Source organism: Natrinema salsiterrestre (assembly GCF_029502005.1).
In the GTDB taxonomy this organism is placed as follows: domain Archaea; phylum Halobacteriota; class Halobacteria; order Halobacteriales; family Natrialbaceae; genus Natrinema; species Natrinema salsiterrestre.
In genome coordinates this window covers 1-21,583 of sequence record NZ_JAMQOT010000015.1, presented here as the reverse complement: position 1 = coordinate 21,583, position 21,583 = coordinate 1, and the positions used below count along the sequence as shown (strand labels likewise).

Genomic DNA, 21,583 nt, shown 5'->3' with positions numbered 1-21,583 from the left:
ATCCGCCGTTCTCACCACCCATGAAACAGTTTCGAGATATCCCGTTCGAGACACGTCCATCGGACAAGCGCAACTACGAGCTCTTCGAGGAGGAGATCTGGACGTCGAGTGAGATCTGCAACTCGTGTTTCGCCCAGGTGCGCTCGATCGGGCCGGCGAAGGAGAAGATGCTCGAAACGCCCGACGAGAAGTGTCTCGAACATGGAAAGCCAGTCACCCTGACGCTCTTTGAGTGGTACGAGCGCACCGAGAACGGATCCCAGGAACACACGACGTGGGACGCGAACCGGCGGTTCGGGACCTGTTACTGTCTGAACTGCGGGACCGACTGTAACGGGAACCACCGAAACAAGTCCCTCGAGGAGCTCAAACCGCTCGCGAAGAACATCTTCCGGTACGTCAAACGCCACACGGATCACGATATCGACGGGAAGACCTTCGGTCGGCAGGTTCGCCAGCTGAAGAGCCGGCGTGATGCCCAGGGCAACGAGACGGAGGTCCTCGGGATCGCGTTCGCCCGCGCCCTTGATCGGGATCGGCCAGCAACCGATGCCGGTCGCTCGTCGACGCCGGTCGCAGTCAGCGACTAACTCGCACTATGTCTACCGACGCTCAGTCCCCGCCTCGAGAGCCGTCGGCGTACCGACCGTCGTTGCACTTCCCCGAGCGGTTCAACGACCGGTACGAAGACGATCGCCCGCCGCGGCACCTGGACGACGAGATCGTCCGACGCTGCATCGAGGCAGGAAGCGTCACCGAAGCAGATCCAGGAACGGTCTGGCTTCGCGAGACGTTCGGCGGGGTGACGTACCGTCTCGTCGTCGACGTCGGCGACCGCGAAGTGATCACGGGTTATCCGATCTCGATCAACACCACAGCTGCTCGACGATCGGGCCGCTGGTCCACCCAGCAGATCGCAGACATCCGCGAGTTCATCGCGACGGATCCTCGCAACAACCCCCGATGACGGCCGCTGCCTCGGACCATCTCTGGCCTCGAGAGGCACGCTCGAGGAACCTCTCCGACTGACACACCTCTCCCCACCTTTCCCTGTCGACCCGACGCCTTGGTGGGCTGGCCGCAGTAGCGGCTGGCCAGGGTTCGACTCCCTCGAGGGTCATCCGATGACGTCAACGTCCGGCAGCGTCACGACTGCCGGAGACCGTGGTTGCGGTCGGCCTCGCCTAGCGCTCGAGGCCCGTCGACTGAGGTCACGCGACGGGCTGAGACATGCCCAGATAGGCTCTCGTCACTGCTCAAGGGCTGGCAGAGACAGTACACTGATCGTCGCGAGATTGCATCTCTTCGATCGCGGATTCGGTGGTTATCGTTCCGTTCACTTCAGCGACCACGACGACGTCCACGAACAGACTGTAGCGCCACGAGCAGGGCGAGCCCGCGGTGAGGGACTGCCGGCGGTGCCCTTGGGACAACCGAGGATCCGACCGGCTCGATCGAGGCCCCTCGCGAAAGCGAGCGATCGTCTCGAGCGACCTGCGGCCGCGAACCAACCCCATTAGCCAGTCCGACACCATCTTGAGTCGCCCCATCGGGGCGGCGTCTACTTTATCGTACACGAGAGGCCGACCGCAGTTTCACATACCCAGAATGCTCGAACCACTCACGAACCACATCTACGAGATCGCCGGCGTCGCGATCGGCGGGGCAGGCATCGCCCGACTCTACTACGGACCGCAGTTCAAGGAGGTCCCGTGGCAGCCGCTGCGGCGCGTGTTCATCCCACTGGCACACACCGTCGCGAAGCGCTCGCTCGGAGAGTCCTTCTACGCGACCTACCACGTCGACGAAGACGAACACGTCGCAACGCTCGATGCCGAACCAGAGGCCGTCATCGAGGACCTCGAGGCCGCAGGGTACGTCGTCGAACCACTCGCCGGACTGAAAACGGACTGGAACGGTAACACGGAGGTCGCCTCCTACGCCCGTCACCGGGGATCGAAGCCGTTCCCCGGCGCACCGGAGTGGCTTCGTCGACGGCAGGTCCACGTGACTCTGTTCCCAGCACCCGGCGATGGCACGATCGTCACCGCTCATCTGGAATATAATTCGTGGAGACCAGATCTGGCTGAAAAGCACTACCGAGGTGTAGACATGGATATCGAAAAAGGAGTCGAGTTGGCCGCTCAGGACCTCGGAATCGAAACTACTGAGGATCTGGAATGAGTGGATTAGAGGTACAATGGGGAAGCCGTGGCACGACGAGGAGACTCTCCGCGAACTCTATTACGACGAGGGCCTGTCGACCGACGAGATCGGCAAAGAACTCGGGTGTGCTGGACGTACCGTACGGGACTGGTTCGATAAGCTCGATATCGATACCAGGAGCCAAGCGGAGGCTCGCCTCGAGTACCCAAACTTGGCGGACGAGGAGTGGCTCCGAGAGAAATACACGGAAGAGGGGCTCACGGCACCTCAAATCGCAGACGCCCTCGGCTGCTCAAAGGGCGCAGTACTACACTGGGTCCACGAACACGGAATCAAGCCCCATAGCCAAGGGGTCGCAACAGCGACGGGCCACCCCTCTTTTGACCATCATCGCGGCTACTACCGCGCGACATCCCACAACTACGCAGACGGCGAACAGGTCGGAACGGACACGATCCGAGTACACCGCCTCGTCGCTGTCGCGGAATGGGGCTTCGATGCCGTTGCAGACAAACACGTCCATCACCGAAATGGATTCAAGTGGGATAATCGCCCAGAGAACCTACAACTCGTCACGAACGCGGAACACCGCCGCGTCCACGCGTCCGACGAATATCCGCGCGCGGCCTGATTTTCACAATCCTTGGCGGCTCGAACTCGCGGCGGCGGACCTCGGACTTTCTCTCGAAACACCACCAGACCCATGAATGACGCTCAAGAGACGCATCCGGCCACTGGCAGGCTTCGCAGCAGTTCTCACGCTGCTGTCCCTGATGGTAGCCGACACGATCCATCCCGAGATAACGCTCACACTCCAGAACAAGGCCCTGCTGGTCAGCCTGATTTCAGCACTCCTCGGCGTCGACATCGCCCTGGATCAGCTGCCGGTCACGATCGGTCGAACCGGAACCAGCCAGCAAAACGAGGGCAGTAACGGGGGCGATGGGGATGATTGATACCCAACTCGTGGATACGATCGGCGCGTTCGCCGGCGTGATCTGGATGTCTGCCGCACTCTACTTTCAGTTCTGGCGGCGTGATCACGTCCACCCCGCGCTGGTGAGCAGCTTGTTCCTGATCGGCGTCGCCCTACTGATGGCCTCGTCGGCACTGGTGCTCGCTGGGAGGCCGGCCATGGTCGTCCTCCTGGGCCTGATCGCCAACGGCCTGTTCGCTGCCCTTGGAATCGCTGTCTGGTACGGTCTCGATCAGAACACCCCCACCTGCGAGGTGGCTGCCTGACCATGTGGACCTGCTCGCTCGAGCTCGTCGACGACTGCGCTGGCCGCGGGATGTTCGCGGCGCCGGCGGAGTACCGCGGCGAGGACGCGTGCCGATCGTGCGTCGACGCCGTCGGGCCCGCAGCGGGACGAGGTAACGACGACTTCCCGGCGACGACGTCCTTCCAGGTGACCGACTGATGTCTTACTGCCCTCGCTGCGAGGACCATGAGGATGGAGAGATCCAGTGGCATCGGCGCTGCGCGCTGGTTGCTGCGACCGTCCTGCAACTCGAGGCCCTGGACGCCGAGGCCTACCGACACTACCCGAAGGAGTGATTCCAACATGGCAGAACTGACACTCACGCTCGTTCAACTCGCACTGATAACTGGCGCAGCGATTACGTTAGCACTTCTGCCGGGCGCTGACCTCGCGAAACTCGGACTCGCAGTTCTCTACCGGAAGGCTGGCATCAGCCCGGCCTACGCAGAGTCCGTCCAGGAGGGCGACGACGTCGATCCCTCCGAAGCGAATGGTGACGAGAGTGACTGAGCCATGTCCGACGACGCTCTCGAGCGCGGAGAGGACGTTGTCGTGTTCGAGTTCGACGGCTGGTTCATGCTCTACGACGGGACACCGGGTGGCTGGATCCGATCCCGTCCGCCTCTGCAGCTCCAGTACTGGCGGTGACTTTTTCATGACCTACCACTACGAGTGTGACGGCTTCTGCGACCCAGATACGATCTATCAAAGCCGTCCAGCGCTTACTGCCGAGTTCAACGAGCAGTGGATCCAGTCCTCGAAGATCGGCGGACAACTCGCTGAGCACGAGTACGACGCCGGTGACCTGATCACCCTCTGTCCGGAGTGTACGCGGCGGCTCCTGATCGACTTCCCATGACCGACTCGAGGGACCGACATAGAGAACGCACACACGACGAACGCGGCGGTCGACGCTGTCCGGGTTGTGGCCGCTCGTTCGATACCGCCGATCGCGTCGACGTCCACCATCGTGACGAAAACAAGCAGAACGGCCACCCGGCAAACCTCCGGAAGCGCTGCAAGAAGTGCCACCTCGAGGGAGAGCACGATCGGCCCGACGACGTCGACTCACCGAAGACACCAGCTGGCCTCTCTCGACGAGGACCAAACGGTCTCAGCCGAAGCGGTCCGCCGCGCTGAGCCACTACTGACACCCGACACCGCAACGATCCACCAATGACAGACGACGAAGAGTACGAGATCTCGAGCGAGCCTCCTCGAGATGAGCAGGGGCACCCGATTCATCCCGAACGAGGCCATCGTATCTGCGCGGCCAAGAAGTCGGACCGGACGACACCGACCGATCACGGCCGCGAGCGCGACGACTACGAGTACTGTCTGCAGGCAGCGGGCTGGGGTGAAGACAGACAGGTCGGGCCCTGCAGCAAACATCCGGTGACCGGCGAGCAGTGGGGCGAGTCCAACCCCAACCACGAGCACGGTAGCTACTCAGAGTTCCAAGACTTCATGCAGGAGGGGCTGACCGAGAACGAGGCTGATGCTATCGAGGCGCTCGACCTCGAGGAGCACGGCGACGACTTCGCAGCGGACGTCGTCAAGGAGGCGTACGCGAAGTACCTCCGGACCGGTGACGATCGGTTCCTCCGCGAGGCCCGGCAGTGGGCGGCGGACTTCGGCGTGATCGAGAAGCCGGCGGATAAACTCGAGGCAGAGGTCGACGCCGATGTCAACCAGACGACGGAGCTCTCGATCCCGGGCCACGTGTCCGACGCGATCGCGACTGCAGCGGAGTCCAACCTCGAGGAGGGCGGCGACTGATGAGCTCTGTAGATGTGTCCGGTCAGTCGGCCGCCGAGATCGACTCGGAGACACGCGCGGGAATCTACCGGGCGACCTACGAGTCGTTCGCGGCCTACGTCGACCTGATCTTCTCGGCGTCGTTCGAAGAGTTCGTCCGCGGCGAGTGGGTCGCGACCCGCTGCCGACGGCTGCAGGAGAACGACCGGTCGGTCGTCGTCGGCCCTCGAGACCACTTCAAATCCACTGGGAACTACGCATACGTCACGTGGTGGGTGTGGCGCAACCGGTTCGATGCCGATCCCGACTGCAAGTGGGCCGACGGCCCGACGGACCTCGAGATCCTCTACTTCTCGTTCAACCAGCCGATGGCGCGGTACCACATCGGCGCCGAGAACACGGACGGGATCAAACCGCTGATCGATCGCAACCCGTGGTTCGACGACGTCAACGACTTAAAGCCGCGTGCGGAGAGCCGCGGGGCCTACAGCTGGGACGGTGACCACGTCGTCTCGATCTCGCCGGCGAGCGTCCAGCAGATGGTCCGCGGGAAACACTCCGATATCGTCATCGTCGACGACCCGTTCCAGGACGACAACAAGCAGGACGCCGGCCTCGATCCTGGCCGCGTCCTCAAGATCAACCGCATCTTCAAGGACGCGATCATGTCGATCCCGTCGGGCGACGTCGCCGAGCTGCACGTCAGCACAACGCCCCAGACGGAGGAGGACTTCACGTTCGACGATGCGCTGCTGGCGGACTTCCACCGCCTCGAGGAGCCGGCGATCCAGGACTACGATCGCGAGGAGGTACTCTGGCCGGAGTGGAAGACCTACGACGATCTGATCGGCCTCAAACACAAGCTCGGGGACAAGTCGTTCAACCAGGAGTACCAGGTCTCCCCGCGCTCGAGTGAGATCGGTTACTTCCGGGATGAGGATATCGCCGGGATGTCGGTTCAGGGCCTTGAGGACTACGGCGAGCGCGGCCTCGAGGGCCGCTGGGTCGCACAAGAAGAGGAGTGGTCGTTCAACGGCTGCGTCGCTGGTCTCGACATCGGGAAGAAGCGCCACCCGGCACACCTCGCGGTCTTCGCGCTGCTCGATCGCGAGATCCGAGTGGGTGATGACTTGGCCGTCCGGTCGCCTGCCGGCCACCTCTTCCAGGTCCATTCGAAGTGGATGGACGGCTGGGACTACAAACGGCAAGTTGAGTACTGCCAGCGGGCGGTCGACTACTTCAACATCCGGTCGCTGCCCTACGACAACACTCGAGGCGAGTACGAGGGCCTTGACGAGATGGGGATGCTCCCGTCGGAGATGGTCCCGATCAGCCTCAACCGGCCAACGAACCAGGAGGTGGCGAGCTCGTTCGACGTCCACGAGTCAACCGGCCGGATCAAATTGCTTCCCGACGGCCGCCAGAATCGTCAGCTCAAGGTCGTCACGAACGACCTTGACGCCGTCGAGACGGGCGAAGGGCACGGCGAATCGTTCTGGTCGATCGCGCTCGCGTGCCACGCAGCAGGGGCGATCACCCGCCAGACGGCGTCGACGCAGCAGTCAAGTTCTGAGTCGACAGGAGTGAGTTACTTATGACAGATTCGGACGAGCCATATCACGACTTCGAGGGTATCGTTGGATGGGACAGAGACGAGGCCCGCACAGAGCCCGTCGACGAGGACCGTTGCGTCTGGTGCAAGTGGCCTCGAGACGAGTGGGACGACGATGTCGAGGGACACGAGATCGACACTGGAGAGGTAGTGTGTTCGAACTGTCTCGCCGACCAGCGCGCGTATAAGCGACAGACGATCCTCTCCATCTTCTACCCAGGTCACTGGTTCGACGATGAAACGCTCGAGGAACTGGACGAGCATACTGACCATGTCCACGAGGCGGTCACAGGGCGTGGTGCTGACTGGACAGGCCGATCAAACGCAACTGGACGATCAAACACAACTGGGCGCACGGTGATCGACGATGAGTAGCGACGAGGGCGAGGTCTCAGTAAAGGTATCAGGGATCGGTAGCGGGACACCACTGTCGAAAGCGGAGAACAGTACCCAACTCTCCGACCGGCGGATCCGGACCCACGGCGCCGGCGTCAAGCCGCCGTACAACCCATACCGGCTGGCGAGTTTCCACGAGCTCAACGAGACGCTCTCCACGGGGATCCGGAAGAAAGCCCGCTACGAGGTCGGCTACGGGTTCTCCATCGCGACCCACACCGACGTCGACGAAGACGAAGCCGACGATACCGAGAAGGAGGTCATCCGAAACTTCTGGCGTGGCCTCGACTCACGCTGGCAGACGAAGGCCCGCCAGAAGGCCGAACCGACGACGCCGGTCGAGGTCCTTGAACTGGCGCGTCAGGACTATCATCTGATCGGCTGGTGCTGTCTCGAGATCCTGACCGACCTCGAGGGGAAGCCGGTCGGCCTTGCGCACGTCCCGGCGAAGACTGTTCGCGTCCGGAAGCCCCAGAGTCGGTTCGATCAACCCCGCCACCCAGAGGAAGGGCGCTACGTCGACGGCGACGTCGCGGAGTTCGCGAGCCGCGGATACGTCCAGATTCGGGATGGCCGGCGCCGCTACTTCGGTGAGGCCGGCGACCGCTACCGCGGGCTTGACATTGAGATCACTGGTGGCGATGACGACTCGGCGAGTGTTCGCTATCGCGAGACCAATGGCAACGAGGAACCGATCTTCGTCGACCGGGAAACGGGCGACGTCGCCACCGGGTCCGCACAGAACCTCGAGAACGCGCCGGCGAACGAACTGATCTTCGTCACCAACCCGTCTCCCGGCGGCGATGATTACGGGATCCCGGACTGGGTGAGCGCCATCCGGACGATCACCGCGGACGAAGCGGCGAAGGACTACAATCGGGATTTCTTCGACAACGACACCATCCCGCGGATGGTCATCAAGGTCACTGGTGGGGAGCTGTCTGAGGAGTCCCGGAAGGATCTCCGGCAGATGCTCAACGGGCTGCGGGCCGAGTCCCATCGTGCAGTGATCCTCGAGGTCGAGAAGTTCGTTGATGACAACGCTCTCAAAACCGAAGACGGGAACGACGTCGAGATCAAGATCGAGCCACTGGGGCAGGGGATCTCGGAGGAGATGGACTTCAAGGAGTTCCGGAAGAAGAACGAGCACGAGATTGCCAAGGTCCTGGAGGTCCCGCCGGTCAAGATCGGCAACACGGAGACGTCGAACCGGTCGAACTCCGACCAACAGGACAAGGACTTCGCCCTCGAGGTAATCCAACCGGAGCAGTACAAGTTCGCCGAGCGCCTGTACCAGATTCTCCACCAGAAGGCGTTCGGGATCCGGGACTGGACGATCGAGTTCGAGTTGCGGGGCGCGGACCAGCCCAAGGAGGAGGCCCAGATGACCGAGCAGCGGGTCCGGTCGATGCGACTGGCCGGCGTCGCAACGGTCAACCAGGTCCTCGAGGAGCTCGGCCTCCCGACCCGCGATGACGAGTACGGTGATATGCCCCTCGCCCAGTTCGAGTCAGAGTTCACTGGCGGCGGTGCCGGCGGGGGCGAAGCGGAAGCGTCTCTATCGGCAAACGCAGCTGAGCCACCGCCGGAAAACAAGATCGGCGAGCGGGAGTGGGACGAGATCAAGACCGACCTCACGACGAAGGACGAGGTTGAGCAGATGCAATTCAACTCCTCGAACCTTGACGAGGGGCTCTACGACCACGAGGAGCAGGAACTCTACCTGTCGTTCCTCCGCGATGAGGGCCAATCGTCGCTGTACGCCTACGTTGATGTCCCGCCGACGGAGTGGTCCGGGCTGACGTCGGCCTCGAGCCATGGCGGGTATCACTACGATTCGATCCGCCTCGAGTACGCCTACCTCGAGATCACGAACTTCCACGAGCGGTTGCCGGAGGGCCCGTCACCCGATTCGGGTGAGGTGCCAGACGACCTTCCGATGTAACACTGCGGGCGGTTGCGGTTCGCCTCTGACTGGGCGGCGCGCGGTTCGACTCCGCGCCAGAGGCCTCCGCCGGGAGCGACCCGGCACCACCTATGACTGATTCTACCAAGAACGCAGAGCGCGGCGCAAAGCGTGGCGTCCTCTCGACTGACCGGGCTGAGAAGCTCGGGAAGACGAAGGACGCCGACGCGGACGCCGACGACGATGACGACGAGGGGTGACGTATGGCTACGTACCAACTCAGCATCCACGACGGTTTTGGGACCCAACAAAACTTCGAGGCCGATCCGGAGGATCTCACGATCAACGATGCAGTAGACGGGACGGAGGTCAAGGTGCATGCAAACGGCATCACCCCCAGCTTCCAGGCCCACATTCCCGAAAACGTCCCGTACACGATCCGAACCGTGGAGGACTGACACATGCCACCCGTAAGTAAAGCCGGAGGATCGGCTTTCCGCAAGGATGTCGAGTTCGTCACGAAGGACGACGACGAGCAGATCGCGGCTGGCATCGTGATGGTGCCGGACAAAGCCGATCTCCAGAACGACTTCGCTCGCGAGGAGACCATCCGCGAGTTCGCGGACCAGTTCGAGACGTTCGTCGAGGCTGGCGAGGCCGGCGGCGGCGTCATGCACGCCGTCTTCCCTGACGGCTGGATGGACCTCGAGCGCAACGAGGTCCTCGACGAGGCCACAGAGATCGGTGGCACCGAAGCGCCCGCTGGCGCGTGGGTCCAAGAGTGGCAGATCGACAACGGCGACCTCTGGGAGCTGATCGCCGACGGCATCCTCGAAGGCTATTCGATCGGTGCGATCCAGGTCGGCTGGAACGGCCCGTTCGAGCAGGACGCGGACGAGGTCGACGACGTCGCGGTTCCCGACGCACTCGGTGAGGACGCCCTCATCTGGGAGCTCGTCGACGGAATCATCCGCGAGGTCTCGGCGGTCGACATTCCGGCCGTGCCGGATGCACAGATTCTCGAGACGAAAGCCGACGCCGAGAAGCGGCTCGGTGACTACCTCGGCGATCGCGACGGCTTCGTCGAGGAGGCGCTCGATCGCGGCCACTCCGAGGCCGAGGCCGAACGCCTCTGGGACGTCCTGAACGCGGCCACCGAGGCCGAGGGGTCTGCCGAGCCCGGTGAGAAGAGCATCTTCCACCGGATCGGTAAGGCTGCCGTGGACACGTTCCTCGGCGACCCCGACGCGTCGAAGGCGTCCGGGCCCCCGGAGGACGGCTACATCATGGCCCCGACCGACAACGCGCCGAATCGGGGTACCGACAAGGAGGGGCGGACTCTCTCGACGTCGAACCGCGACCGCCTCTTCGCGACGATCGACGCGTCTGTTGACGTCCTCGAGGATGCCGGCATCGAACACGGTATCGAGCGGTTCACCGATCGCGACGAGTGGGGCTTCGATCTCTCGGAGCACACCGCTCGCGAATGGCCGGACGACGAGGATGGAGGGAGCCCGCTTGACGTGGACAACGCAAAGGCCGTAACCAAGGAGGACACGGTCGGCGTCGACGTGTTCCGAGTCCGTGCAGCCGATGACGACGAGACGGACTACGACGGCGATCTCCTCGGGATGGGCGTCGACTTCCCGGAACACGACGTCTACGTAGACTGGCGACGCGCGGCGTATCCAGACGAACTGGATGACCCGCATGTCTCGGTCTACGGGAGCGTTGGCGACCTCGAGCAGGCGACAGGCAACGTCGTCGAATCGCTGGGAACGGTCGACAGCCCGGTCGACGGGCTCGCCAACATGGCCCAGCGGATCCACTCGAAAGCCATCCTCGAGGCCGAGGCTGACGCTGACGAATCGGGCGACGAACACGCTGCCGGCGGCGAGACGCCGGACGATGGTGGCACAGAGGCCGCCGATAACTCTACAGAGACAGACATGACTGACGATGACTCCACCGACGGCGGGGACGGCGACAAGTCCCTGTCCGAGCAGAACGCAGAACAGATCAAGGACCTGACGCAGGCGGTCGAGAACCTCACCGAGAGCCTGACCGGGCCCGAGGCGAAGACCGCGGAGATCGAGATCGACGGCGAGACCTACGAGGTCCGCGAGGACGCAGCGAAGGCCGTCCTCGGCGTCGACGAAGGGTCCGACATCGGCGTCGCAGACGCGATCGAGCGACTCAACGAGAAGGCTGCCCGCGTCGACGAAGTCGAGGACCGCCTCGACACGATCGCCCAGCAGTCCGGCGTCGGGGGCGAGAGCCAGCAGCTTGAGGCCGCAGCGGCGGCCGGCGACAGCGGCGAAGAGGAGAACCTGGACCAGCTCGGCAAGATGCTCAACTAACGAGGTCAACAAATGAGTACCAACCTTTCCACGGCACGACAGCAGAATCGCGACGCCCTGCACGGTACGCAGAAGGACATCGGCCTGGCCGAACTGGACGGCTACCAGCTCGCCCCCGAGACGTTCGAGGAGTTCCTCACCCGGACGCAGGAGGAGATCGAGATTCTCGGTATGGCCGACGTGATGCCGCTCGACCGTCTCGAGGCGGACGTCCCTCGGTTCGGTGTTCCGATGCTCTCGGGCAACACCCGCGACGAAGGCGGCAACCGAACCCAGAGCGCCGACGCCGAATCCGGCGAGGTGAAGTTCAACACCACGGACAAGCAGTACTACATCCTCGTCGAGCCCGAGCGGGACGCGCTGAAGAATACCCACTACGGCAACGACGAGTTCGGGCAGTACATCATCGACGAGTTCATCCAGCGCTGGGCGAACGACGTCGGCCTGATCGGCATGCGAGCGAACGCCACCAACGGCAACCTCGAGTCCTACGCTGGCGCCGGTGCGTCGGATCTCGACGCCACCTGGAACGGCTGGATCGCCGTCGCAGAGGGCAAGGACAGCAACTCGGACCGCATCGGACTCGAGAACACCGCAGCAGGCGAGGTCGACTCGATGCCCGAGGTCGACATGGGCGACGCTCCGATCGACACGAAGATGTTCAACGACGGTGTCCAGCAGCTGGACCCGCGCTTCCGTGATCCCGACGACGTCGTCTGGCTGTGCAGCCCGGACCAGGTCCAGCAGTACAACTTCGACCTGACCGAACGCGAGGACGTCGGCGGCGCAGCTGTCCTCATGGGCGACGGCGACGTCACGCCCTTCGAGTACGACATCATCGGCGTCAACGGCTGGCCAAACAACTACGCCATGCTGACCAACCCCGAGAACCTGGCGTACGGCCTCTTCCGCGAGATGGAACTCGACCAGACGACCAACTCCGACAAGGTCAACGAGAACGCGCTCCACTCGCGTAACTGGCTCGAGGGACAGTTCGACTTCCAGATCAAGTCCCTTCAGGCGGGCACCCTGGTCAAGAACATCCAGGATCCGGCGGCCTAACGTGGTGACCTGACATGACACGAACAACGGTCTATCGGGGGACGCCCGATGATCACGACGACGAACCCCTCGCTGACGTCTACCACAACCACGACGCTGACGACGCAGTCGTGATCAAGGCGCAGGGGACCGAGTACCGCATCCCGGAGGGCGAACCGGTCGACATCTACATCGACGGCGAGGAGGTCGACGACTGATGGCTGGCCCGACTACGAACGCAGAGATGCGAGACCGATACGAACGCGGCCTCGCACTCACTGACGGCGCTCGCGGCAACGTCACGACCGACGCGCCGGCCAACGGCGCAGATACCGTCGTCACCGAAGACGCGGACGCCCACGTCGTCACGGCTGACGGCACCAACACGGTCGACCTCTCGAGTGCAGCGGCAGAGGGCCGCGAGGTCACGGTCGTCCACGACGGCGGCGCCAACACGCCGACACTGTCGTTCACTGACGCGGACTTCGTCGGCACCGGACCGAGCAACATCACTACACAGGGCGCAACGGCGACCGTCCTCAACATCGACGGCACGGCTAGCGGCTGGGTCGTCGTCGCCACCGGTAGCGCCTGATCATGCGCGCAGTTGAGAAGGTCCGTGGCGGACGGGTCTACATCCGACCGATCGACCAGCGGTTCTCGATTGGCGACCGCGTCACCGTCGACGAAGAGCTGGCCGCGTACCTCTGCGAGGAGCGTGGCGACTTCGAACGCGTCGACGGCGAGCGTGACGGGTGTACCGTCGATCACGATACCCTCGAGGACGGCGAGCAGTGCTCGAGGTGTGACTTCGTCGCACCACTTCCCGAGCCCGACAACACCGACCAGAACTCGATGGAAGCTCTCGAGGCCCAACTCGCTGCCGACGCAGACGACAAGAGCGGCGCGTCAGCGGATTCCGAAGACGACGCATCCGATGAGTCGGCCTCCGGCGACGAAGACAGCGACGACGAACGTGTCCCGACCTACGAAGGCGAGGACTACGATCCCGGGGAGCACACCGTCTCCGAGATCCAGAAGCACGTCGAGTCCACCAAGGACCGACGATGGCTCGAGCTCGTCCGGGATGCTGAGGAAGAGGGGCAGGATCGCACGACGGCGCTCGACGCCATCGACGCCCGGCTGAACGAATTGGAGGGCTAACCCGTGAGCGACTCCCCACAGGTCGCCGAGGAGACGATCGACATCGAGGCCGCCGGCAGTTCGGCTTCGATCCGGATGCTCGGCGCGACGATCGCGTCGCTGCATATCCGCGGCGATGCCGCTGCGGAGTATCAGTGGGATGCTCGCCGACGCGGCGGTGACTGGATCGAGAACGTCGGCCCGGAGTATACGGGCAGTGCGGACTACGACGACGTCCACGAGACCGGCGACGTCGAGGTCCGGGTTCGCTGCTCGAGCGGGACCGGGACAGCTGGTGATCAGGCCACGATCACACTGATGGCTGGCGGGGGATAGCCTCGCCATGCCGGACGATATCGAACTTCCGTGGGGGTCTGACACCTCGTTGCTCGAGGAGGAGAACCTCGACGAGGAACACATCCGCACCTACCTGGACGAGTGCATCGAGCACTGGAGGGCGTCAGATGCGGACTTCGCAGAGTACTACGTGGACGCGTTCCAGTCGACTCGGATGTCGATGCTCGGCGAACAGCTTCCTGAAGAGGACTAATTCATGACAACAGGTTACTGCACACTCGAGGACGTCCGACGAGCCTTGCAGAAGTCGAGTCTGCCGGGTGATCTCAGTCAGGACAAGCAGCTCGCCGTCGACGCGATCGTGTCGCAGAGTCGGTGGCTCGAGCGGACGTACAAACGCCACTGGTACGCACCGACTGGCGCGGATATCCTCGACGAGGCGACGGAAATCGACATCCCCACGGCGCCGCGAACGCGGGATGACGAACACGACATTTCCAGCCACGGTGCGATGGTCCACGGCGCGAGCGAGCGTGACCGATCTCGCCGTCGGAAGAACAGCGATGCACTCCTCGAGTCTGGGCCGCGGTACGAGCGTCGGCGACACGACCGCCGCGACTCCAAGCAGGAGATCCGCATCGCGATCGGCGAGCCCGAAGCGCTCGAGCCGCCGGTCGACGAGACCGTCCCAGCGTACACGCGGATCCGCCTCGACCGAAAGGACGTCGACGCGATCAACGAATTGCACGTCATCAACGGCGATGGCGGCTACGATGACTGGGTTGCAGAAGACGACTACGATGGCGGCGCTGGGCTGACCCACCGAGGGGAGGACTATTGGGGTCGCGTGAACAACGACGGGATCAGCGAGCTGTATCTTAACGTCCACGCGATGGATGACGAGATCGCGTCGCTGAGCAAGGCTGTCTACATCGATTGGGACTACGGCCGTGAAGGCATCTCGCGGACCGCTCGCCGGGCAGTCGCGCTCTTTGCTGGTGCCGAGTTCACCGAAGAGATTGGTACGCAGATCCCAGACAACGCCAAGCTGTACAACGTTGAGACGAAGGCCGAAGAGATGCGCAATCGGGCTGAGAAACTCCTCGAGCCCGACGCAGAGGTGCCGTGATGAGCGCAAGCGACACCATGGCCAGCGCTACGTTTTCGCTTGAGGGTCCAGAGCCGGTCCTCGACGAGGCCGAGCACGAACTGGTCGGAAAGGCCCGACCGCTGGTTTTCCAAGCTGTACGCGTCAGCCACGGAACACTGCGAAGCTATGGATCGCGCAACGACTACGATGCCGAGCCGATCATCGACTCGTTCGAGGGTCCCGAGGTAAGACGCTCGAGCGGCAAACTGACCGTGACGTGGCGCTGGGATCACGACGCGGCCGTGTTCTACAACAACGGCACGAGCGACCACACGATCCATGGCGATCCGGTGCTCGTCTTCCGGTTCGACGGCGACAAGTACCCGCACCTGGAGGAGATGTTTCCCGATGGAACGGCGTTCCTTCCTGAGGTGGACGTCTCCGGTCTCCCGCAGTCGCGGTTCGTTCAGGCCGGTCTCGAGTGGCTGCGACAGGAGGTGAGCTGATAGATGGTACAAGACGAAGTGCGATGGCTCCTTGAGGCGATCAAGACGAACTGGCCGGCCGCTTGGCCGACCGACGAGAACGGTGACCCAGTCCAAGCGCGGATCCATCGCAACGAGCCGGAGGTCCTCGAGACCGGCGAACGAACACTGGAGCGCGAGCTCACGAAGTGGAACGCAATCGGAGCCACGTTGAACAACCGAGAGCCGACGCCAGTTGGCGATGAATACAACCATCGCGTCGAAACGACGGTTTCGATCCGCTTCGAGGGTATGACCTCGCAGTCCGGTGAGTTCGGGCATATCGACTCGTCAGACCACTTCGAGAAGCTGGTCCGATACGCTCAGCACGCGATCGCGCAGGAGCGGTCCTACCCGACGGTCGAGGACGTCGACGACGACCCGATCGGCTCGGTCGCCTATCACACGATCTCGCCACCGGAGAACGAGGAAGATCTGAGCGTCGAGGACGAGGACTACTTTCGGCGGGACTGGGAGCACCGGTTTATCGGTTACGCAAACCAACCATGACTCGACACGATACGACACTGACGGCGGTGGTACTGTATGGTAGATAGCGAACAATTCGAATGTTCGCACAACGAGAACTGCGACGGCCTAGGGGAACACGTCGAAAAACGCACTCGGGAATGGGCCCGGGAAGAGGCCGAGGAAGTCGTCCAGGAGGAACTACGAAAGCGTGATCGGAAGATCGAGCGCCTGGAACGGGCGTTGGAATCGGAGACGGGGAGTGATCGGCAATGACGGGCGCTGGCGCGGCAACGGTGGCGTTCGGGAAAGAACAGACGTTCATGGGCGACCTCGTCGACGGCGACTCCGACGGCAACCCGGACTACTGGAAGTTCGGGCGAAACCCGTCGGTGACCGACCTCGAGCTTGACCGGGGGCTCTCAAACATGACCGAGGGCGACAGCGCCGAGTACGTCGAGTCGATCGCCGGCAACCTCGAAGGTGCGTTCGGCATCGAGGCAACCGTCTCGAGCGATGTCCATGGCGACGTCGAGGACCTCGTCTTCAACGACGGCGGGACCGGGTTCACGCCCGGGAGAGCGGCGAGCGGTCGCGTGTTCACCGGGATCGACTACCTCGACGGGACCGCCGAGCGCGAACTGATCGGCTGCATCCCGCTCGACTACTCGGTCAGCTACGAGCAGGGTGATGAGTTCACGTACTCGTTGTCGATGGGTTACGCGGACGAGAAGCTGAACACGTCGATCACGCCCTCGTCGATCAACACGGTCAGCGACGGGACGTCGGCAACGTTCCACGGCATCACGCTCCAGATCGATGGGACGACAGTCGCCAAACTACAGTCGGCCGAACTGTCGATCTCGAACATCAGCCGCTTCCAGCGCGGCGCGGATCACGTCGCCGTCGACGCCGTCCTCGCGCGACCCGAGATGGAGCTGACCGTCGACGCGACCATCGCCGGGCCCTCGAGGACCGAACTCGCGTACGGCAGTGCTGGCGCGACTGAGACAGCGGCCCGGATGGACAGCGTCACGGGGTCGCTCGAGGCTGCCGTCGACGGGACGCCGGTCTCGACGTACAACTTCGCGAAGCTCAAACCCAGCACCAACAGCTGGAACGACGTCATTACCGACGGAGACACCGACACGACCGACTCGACGACGTTCAACGTCACCGGCGGGGTGACGGTCGCCTAATCATGCCACTTCGAACTGAAACCTACGACCTCGACGAGGAGGTACAGCGCCTCGAGGACAAGATCGCCGAACTGGACGACGTCCTGGAGGACATCGAGGACGACAACCCTGTCGCGCAACGGTTTGAGAACGAACGCGTCGGTCTCGAAACCACGCTCGAGGGCGTCCGTTGGGCCCGGGACGAGGCCTTCGAGGCGGACTACGCCCCCCAGTGGGACGAGGACGCCGACACGATCACACTCGGCGGCCTCACAGCCGGCGAGTTCGGCTCGATCGAGGACGACATCGCGGATGGCAGTGGGCAGGGTGCGGTTCGTATCTATCAGGTCGCCCGTGGAACTGTCGACGCGCCCTACGTCGACGACGGCATGGACGACGACCAGCAGATCGGGGCCGTCTCGCAACTCCCACTCGCCTACACAAAGTGGGCTCAAACTCGGATCGACGAGCTCACTGGAGTGGGGGGAAACGGAGAGACGAGCTACAGCGAATTGTACGCGGAGATGCAAGCGACCGCATCGGACAGGACGTAAGAGCGGATCTTCTTATCGGCGTCGCCGGCGCGTGTGGGATCTCGCCACGTGAGGCTCGGCAGTGCTCCGTCCGAGATCTCGAGTTGATCGAGCTGGTCGCGGCCGAACTGTACGGCCGGCGCAGTCCGGAGTGATCATGCCGTCAGCACGATCTGGTAGCCGCCGATCCGCTCCTTCCAGTCGGGGTTTTTGAAGTGAATTTGCTGGTCGAAGTCCCATGATTCGCCGGCGCCGAAGTTCTGGATCGACGCGATCCCCGTCTCGAGCAGGTTGCCGTTGTCGGCGATCGTCTTCAGTCGTGCCTGGAGGATCCCGACGTCGGACTCGGACTGGTTCGAGACCGTCCCGAGGACGCGCGGCATAGCAAGGTCGTCGGTCGGGATCTGCATGTCGTGGGACTCGAGGACCATCCCGTTCGGGGCGATCGTCCGGGAGTGCGCGGTGGCGTCCGTGACGACCAACTCGGCGTGATCGACGTCGCCCTCGCCCATGTACGGGATCCAGGGCTCCCAGACCTGGCCGGGCTCGAGGTCGCGGACGTCCCACGGCGACGAGGAGAGCAACTGCCCGTCGGCATCGTAGAACTTCCCCGCAACGCTCACAAGTCCGAGGCGGGCGTCGCTGGTGTTCTCAACGAGCCCGGTTACGGCGGTCTCGGTGCGGTCGCCATCCAACTCTCGGGTCTCGAGGGTTGCATCGGTAACGGTCGTGTCGACCTCCGGCGGTTGCTCATCGCTTGGGGATTCATTCCCATCGTCTGGCTCGTCCGTGTCCGTTGACGAATCGGCGAGGCATCCCGCGACTGCAACAGTGCCCGTGACTGCCAGTAGCTGTCGTCGTTTCATACAGCCAACTGGGAGATCAGTGACAAAAAGAGTTCACAACACATGACAGAATTTAGCACAAAGGCGGAGTTGTCCTTTAGCGACTCGTCGGTGAAAAGCGCCAGTCGACAACTCGAGCGCGAGTTGAGCGGCGTCAGCGTCGGGATCGAGACGGGTGGCACGACGGCCAGACGCATGGGCGGTGGAACAGGAGGTGGCCTCGGGTCGACGGCGACGACGGCCGTCGGCACCAAGCTCTCCGGCGTCTCAGGGACGCTTGAGGAGACGCTCGAACTCGACCAGGAGCGCAACACGATCCTCTCGCAACTCCTCGAGGCGACCGAACGCAGCAGCGGCGGTGGTGGCGGTGGAGGTGGCATGGCCTCCAGCCTGATCACCACCGCCGGCATCAGCAGCATGCTGAGCGGGACCAGTCTCACGTCACTGATCGTCCCGGCCAGTCTCAGTTCGCTGGTCACCTCGGTCAGCGCTTCGGCGCTAATCGGCGGTGGGCTCGCTGCCGCGACACTCATCACCAGCGGCGTGATGGCGAAGAACCTCATCGAGGGGAAGGCGACTGTGTCGGATATCGTTAACCCGCTGAACAACCTCGGAGACCTCATCACGGGGCCGCTACCGGCGTCGGAGTTGGTCGAGACCGGCGTGGGGCTCGGGACGTTCATCGCCGGCGGCGTCTCGATCGCGAGTTTCGTGACCGGAACGTCGATCACGTCGATGGTCAGCGGCGCCGGGATAACCTCGCTGATCAGCGGGGCGGCGCTGACCTCGTTCGTCGCTCCGGTCGCCGCAACCGCGATCATCGGCTCGGTCGGGATGAGCAAGCTCATCGACATGCATGACGACAAGGGCCAGCCCAACCAGGACACCATGACGTCGTCGGCAGGGACGGACGCGGCGGACACCGAACCGCCCTTGCCCGAGGGGGTGAGCATGCCGAACAACATCGAGAACCCGAACCAGCTCGTGCCGCCTGAGGAAGCCGATGCCTGGGTCAAATCGATGCAGTCGGACTCAAACAGCGGCAACAGTACATCCTCTTCCAATTCCTCAGGTGGGACGAACCGGGCCCGCGAACGGTCGCGCCAACGGATGGAAATCAACCACTCGCCGACGTACCAGGTCAAGGATCTCCGCGAATTGAAGCGGAAACAGGAGCAAGACAAGCGCGACCTCGAGAGCCGAATCGAGAAGCTCGAGCGGGGGTTTGACGGATGACTTGGGTCAGCCCGCAGGTCGAGATCCAGAACGCGGAGATCGGCGGCTCGACCGTCGACGGGACGTTCGTGTTCCCGTCCGATATCATGGTCGAGTTCGAAACTCGGACCCAGGAGTTCTTCCAGTCGGAGGGAACGCTCGCGACCGGCGCGAGCACCATTCTGGACTATCTCGCCGAGCAGACGGACGTCGACGCGGCCAGCATTCGGCAGGAACTCTCGTTCGATATCGGTGGCGGGATCCACGCGATCACGCTCGACTTCCGCGGCTACACCGGCTCACCCCACCAGTGGGGCGACACCGGTGACGGTGGGACGAAGACCGATGCGACCGGCGAGGACCTCCACGCGCAGATGGCCGTCTTCGACCGCTACCTCAACGCCGCCCGGATCGACTCGACGAACCCGGCGCTCCTCGAGGTCGGCGAGTACAGCACCGAGGGCCGATACAGCCCGCTGCAGGTCGTTCCGGAGAACCCCAACGTGATGTTCGACTCAGAAGAGGAGAGCAGCGTCTTCGATGGGTCAGTGACCTGGGTGGAGACGGTCGACCTGCAGCAGTCGATCGACGGCAGCAAGCAGACCGAGGGATAACCGATGACAGACCTACAACTCTACACGCTCGTCGTCCCACAAGACTCGCAGTCTGGCCTTCTGAGCCAACTGCAGCAGCAACTCGCGACGTCGGGGATCCTCGAACAGGACGGCGGGATCGTCGAACAGCTCAGCGGCCAACCCGGTGACCAAACCGTCTCGGGCGTCTACCGAGCGCGATATGCTGGCAAAATGGCCGACGAACTCGAGGAGCTCGGTCGGGCCTCCGGCTTCGACGAACTCCCGCTCGCGGGGGTAGGCGAGAAGACGTCAAAGGACGGCTACTACGCCCTCGAGAGCGCGGACGTCGACCAGATCCAGCCCCAGACGACGCTGGTCCAACGCTACGACCTGCAGTTGCGGAAGAAGGGCACACAAGACGACTACTGGCGAGCCGTGAAGCCGAACCGGCGCCAACTCGACCACCCGTTCGGCAACGACACGGCGCCCGTCGAGGTCGGCGTGCCGGCCGCCGCCTCGAAGGTCCAGTGGTTCAACGCGGAGGATCAGAGCCGCGAGTCGGCGTCAGCGATCGAGACCCGCAGCGCCGAGCTCGGCGACGTCGATATCTACGACCTCGAGGGCGGCGAGAGTGCGGTCGGGGTGGAGGACCCAACCCTGATCTACGAGGTTCCGTACACCGACGAGGAGCTGACCGACTGCCGGATCTACGACACGCTGGGCGAGGCCTCGAAGCTGGACGCGGACGGCGACCTGCAGTGGCAGAAGCTGTTCTCGACCCAGCACGACTTCGACGACGAAATCGTCTTGGACAACGGCCGGATCCGCCTCCGGCTCGACGAGCCCGCCGGTACTCTCGAGGCCGAAACCTGGGACTCGAGCACCGACTCCTGGACGACGGTCGGCCTCGAGGCAGATCAGCCCTCGAGCGTCGAGCTGTTCGACGTCGACCTCATGGACGTCGCGATGGTCTGCGATCGCGCCCAGCTCACCTTCGACGTCGACGGCTCGCTCTTCGCGTTGAACGCGATCGTCAACCGCGGGCACGACGCCGTCCAGTTCACGATTCCCGCCGGCGAGTCAGGTCCGATCCCGACGGATCTCGAGTCGTGGCTCGAGCCGATCGCGTCGACGAGCGTCGTCGACGCGAACGCCGCTAAGACGCTGGTCGCCCGGAACGAGGTGCGACGATAGATGGCACTGACTTACCTCTT

General features: G+C 63.5%; 34 protein-coding genes. 33 read left to right on the top strand and 1 reads right to left on the bottom strand.

From position 1 onward, the window contains the following. Positions 1-20 precede the first annotated feature (20 nt). The 30 genes from NDI89_RS22860 to NDI89_RS22715 all read left to right on the top strand — a co-directional run bounded on the left by NDI89_RS22860 (position 21) and on the right by NDI89_RS22715 (position 17,755). On the top strand, positions 21-590 hold the full coding sequence (locus NDI89_RS22860) for a hypothetical protein (protein ID WP_277525059.1): 570 nt from the start codon (positions 21-23) through the stop codon (positions 588-590). Positions 591-598: 8 nt separating this feature from the next. Continuing rightward, positions 599-967, top strand: coding sequence for a hypothetical protein (locus NDI89_RS22855; protein WP_277525057.1), 369 nt, complete (start codon positions 599-601; stop codon positions 965-967). 641 nt (positions 968-1,608) lie between these two features. Continuing rightward, entirely contained in the window at positions 1,609-2,184 is a 576-nt protein-coding gene (locus NDI89_RS22850) for a hypothetical protein (RefSeq protein ID WP_277525055.1), read from the top strand. Positions 2,185-2,200: 16 nt separating this feature from the next. Beyond that, positions 2,201-2,797 carry an HNH endonuclease signature motif containing protein gene (locus NDI89_RS22845; protein WP_277525053.1) on the top strand — a complete coding sequence of 199 codons (597 nt, stop codon included), beginning with the start codon at positions 2,201-2,203 and terminating at the stop codon, positions 2,795-2,797. 76 nt (positions 2,798-2,873) lie between these two features. Further along, positions 2,874-3,122, top strand: a complete 249-nt coding sequence (locus NDI89_RS22840) for a hypothetical protein (protein WP_277525051.1) — start codon at positions 2,874-2,876, stop codon at positions 3,120-3,122. Continuing rightward, positions 3,115-3,408: a hypothetical protein gene (locus tag NDI89_RS22835; protein WP_277525048.1), complete on the top strand. Its 294-nt coding sequence runs from the start codon at positions 3,115-3,117 to the stop codon at positions 3,406-3,408. Before NDI89_RS22840 ends, NDI89_RS22835 begins: the two co-directional genes overlap by 8 nt. A gap of 2 nt (positions 3,409-3,410) precedes the next feature. Then, positions 3,411-3,587, top strand: coding sequence for a hypothetical protein (locus NDI89_RS22830; protein WP_277525047.1), 177 nt, complete (start codon positions 3,411-3,413; stop codon positions 3,585-3,587). Next, positions 3,587-3,724 (top strand): hypothetical protein, encoded by a 138-nt coding sequence (locus NDI89_RS22825; RefSeq protein WP_277525045.1) that lies wholly within the window; start codon positions 3,587-3,589, stop codon positions 3,722-3,724. Before NDI89_RS22830 ends, NDI89_RS22825 begins: the two co-directional genes overlap by 1 nt. A gap of 7 nt (positions 3,725-3,731) precedes the next feature. Beyond that, entirely contained in the window at positions 3,732-3,938 is a 207-nt protein-coding gene (locus NDI89_RS22820) for a hypothetical protein (RefSeq protein WP_277525043.1), read from the top strand. 3 nt (positions 3,939-3,941) lie between these two features. Beyond that, positions 3,942-4,076: a hypothetical protein gene (locus NDI89_RS22815; RefSeq protein ID WP_277525040.1), complete on the top strand. Its 135-nt coding sequence runs from the start codon at positions 3,942-3,944 to the stop codon at positions 4,074-4,076. Positions 4,077-4,083: 7 nt separating this feature from the next. Then, a complete protein-coding gene (locus tag NDI89_RS22810; protein WP_277525038.1) occupies positions 4,084-4,287 on the top strand; it encodes a hypothetical protein in 204 nt (67 codons plus the stop codon). 317 nt (positions 4,288-4,604) lie between these two features. Further along, positions 4,605-5,207 carry a hypothetical protein gene (locus tag NDI89_RS22805; protein ID WP_277525036.1) on the top strand — a complete coding sequence of 201 codons (603 nt, stop codon included), beginning with the start codon at positions 4,605-4,607 and terminating at the stop codon, positions 5,205-5,207. Then, a complete protein-coding gene (locus NDI89_RS22800; protein WP_277525034.1) occupies positions 5,207-6,784 on the top strand; it encodes a hypothetical protein in 1,578 nt (525 codons plus the stop codon). Before NDI89_RS22805 ends, NDI89_RS22800 begins: the two co-directional genes overlap by 1 nt. Then, positions 6,781-7,173, top strand: coding sequence for a hypothetical protein (locus NDI89_RS22795; RefSeq protein WP_277525032.1), 393 nt, complete (start codon positions 6,781-6,783; stop codon positions 7,171-7,173). The genes NDI89_RS22800 and NDI89_RS22795 overlap by 4 nt, the downstream gene beginning before the upstream one ends. Next, the gene (locus NDI89_RS22790) at positions 7,166-9,139 is read left to right on the top strand and encodes a phage portal protein (RefSeq protein WP_277525029.1); all 1,974 of its coding nucleotides are present in this window, start codon (positions 7,166-7,168) and stop codon (positions 9,137-9,139) included. Before NDI89_RS22795 ends, NDI89_RS22790 begins: the two co-directional genes overlap by 8 nt. A 92-nt stretch (positions 9,140-9,231) precedes the next feature. After that, complete coding sequence (locus NDI89_RS22785; RefSeq protein WP_277525027.1) at positions 9,232-9,360, top strand: hypothetical protein; 129 nt, start codon at positions 9,232-9,234, stop codon at positions 9,358-9,360. Between the two features lie 3 nt (positions 9,361-9,363). Beyond that, a complete protein-coding gene (locus NDI89_RS22780; RefSeq protein ID WP_277525025.1) occupies positions 9,364-9,558 on the top strand; it encodes a hypothetical protein in 195 nt (64 codons plus the stop codon). Between the two features lie 3 nt (positions 9,559-9,561). After that, positions 9,562-11,460 carry an XkdF-like putative serine protease domain-containing protein gene (locus tag NDI89_RS22775; RefSeq protein WP_277525023.1) on the top strand — a complete coding sequence of 633 codons (1,899 nt, stop codon included), beginning with the start codon at positions 9,562-9,564 and terminating at the stop codon, positions 11,458-11,460. Between the two features lie 12 nt (positions 11,461-11,472). After that, entirely contained in the window at positions 11,473-12,522 is a 1,050-nt protein-coding gene (locus tag NDI89_RS22770; RefSeq protein ID WP_277525021.1) for a phage major capsid protein, P2 family, read from the top strand. Positions 12,523-12,536: 14 nt separating this feature from the next. Further along, complete coding sequence (locus tag NDI89_RS22765) at positions 12,537-12,719, top strand: hypothetical protein (RefSeq protein WP_277525019.1); 183 nt, start codon at positions 12,537-12,539, stop codon at positions 12,717-12,719. Beyond that, positions 12,719-13,096, top strand: a complete 378-nt coding sequence (locus NDI89_RS22760; RefSeq protein WP_277525017.1) for a hypothetical protein — start codon at positions 12,719-12,721, stop codon at positions 13,094-13,096. Before NDI89_RS22765 ends, NDI89_RS22760 begins: the two co-directional genes overlap by 1 nt. 2 nt (positions 13,097-13,098) lie before the next feature. Beyond that, entirely contained in the window at positions 13,099-13,665 is a 567-nt protein-coding gene (locus NDI89_RS22755) for a prolipoprotein diacylglyceryl transferase (protein ID WP_277525015.1), read from the top strand. 3 nt (positions 13,666-13,668) lie between these two features. Beyond that, positions 13,669-13,980, top strand: a complete 312-nt coding sequence (locus NDI89_RS22750; protein ID WP_277525011.1) for a hypothetical protein — start codon at positions 13,669-13,671, stop codon at positions 13,978-13,980. Positions 13,981-13,987: 7 nt separating this feature from the next. Next, positions 13,988-14,194 carry a hypothetical protein gene (locus NDI89_RS22745; RefSeq protein WP_277525008.1) on the top strand — a complete coding sequence of 69 codons (207 nt, stop codon included), beginning with the start codon at positions 13,988-13,990 and terminating at the stop codon, positions 14,192-14,194. Between the two features lie 3 nt (positions 14,195-14,197). Then, positions 14,198-15,070 (top strand): hypothetical protein, encoded by an 873-nt coding sequence (locus tag NDI89_RS22740; RefSeq protein WP_277525007.1) that lies wholly within the window; start codon positions 14,198-14,200, stop codon positions 15,068-15,070. After that, on the top strand, positions 15,070-15,537 hold the full coding sequence (locus NDI89_RS22735; RefSeq protein ID WP_277525005.1) for a hypothetical protein: 468 nt from the start codon (positions 15,070-15,072) through the stop codon (positions 15,535-15,537). Before NDI89_RS22740 ends, NDI89_RS22735 begins: the two co-directional genes overlap by 1 nt. Positions 15,538-15,540: 3 nt before the next feature. After that, positions 15,541-16,065: a hypothetical protein gene (locus NDI89_RS22730; RefSeq protein ID WP_277525003.1), complete on the top strand. Its 525-nt coding sequence runs from the start codon at positions 15,541-15,543 to the stop codon at positions 16,063-16,065. A gap of 36 nt (positions 16,066-16,101) precedes the next feature. Beyond that, a complete protein-coding gene (locus NDI89_RS22725) occupies positions 16,102-16,299 on the top strand; it encodes a hypothetical protein (RefSeq protein WP_277525001.1) in 198 nt (65 codons plus the stop codon). After that, a complete protein-coding gene (locus NDI89_RS22720; RefSeq protein WP_277524999.1) occupies positions 16,296-17,222 on the top strand; it encodes a phage tail tube protein in 927 nt (308 codons plus the stop codon). Before NDI89_RS22725 ends, NDI89_RS22720 begins: the two co-directional genes overlap by 4 nt. Before the next feature lie 2 nt (positions 17,223-17,224). Further along, positions 17,225-17,755, top strand: coding sequence for a hypothetical protein (locus NDI89_RS22715; RefSeq protein ID WP_277524997.1), 531 nt, complete (start codon positions 17,225-17,227; stop codon positions 17,753-17,755). Positions 17,756-17,889: 134 nt separating this feature from the next. On the opposite strand, the gene NDI89_RS22710 is transcribed toward NDI89_RS22715, so the two are convergent. Then, positions 17,890-18,600, bottom strand: coding sequence for an FxLYD domain-containing protein (locus tag NDI89_RS22710; RefSeq protein ID WP_277524995.1), 711 nt, complete (start codon positions 18,598-18,600; stop codon positions 17,890-17,892). A gap of 42 nt (positions 18,601-18,642) precedes the next feature. Between NDI89_RS22710 and NDI89_RS22705 the strand changes: the two genes are divergently transcribed. From NDI89_RS22705 to NDI89_RS22695, 3 genes are read left to right on the top strand one after another with little or no spacing between them, the layout of a single operon-like run. Then, a complete protein-coding gene (locus tag NDI89_RS22705; protein WP_277524993.1) occupies positions 18,643-19,815 on the top strand; it encodes a hypothetical protein in 1,173 nt (390 codons plus the stop codon). Continuing rightward, positions 19,812-20,408: a hypothetical protein gene (locus NDI89_RS22700; RefSeq protein ID WP_277524991.1), complete on the top strand. Its 597-nt coding sequence runs from the start codon at positions 19,812-19,814 to the stop codon at positions 20,406-20,408. Before NDI89_RS22705 ends, NDI89_RS22700 begins: the two co-directional genes overlap by 4 nt. Before the next feature lie 3 nt (positions 20,409-20,411). Continuing rightward, positions 20,412-21,563, top strand: coding sequence for a hypothetical protein (locus NDI89_RS22695; RefSeq protein ID WP_277524989.1), 1,152 nt, complete (start codon positions 20,412-20,414; stop codon positions 21,561-21,563). Positions 21,564-21,583: the final 20 nt, after the last annotated feature.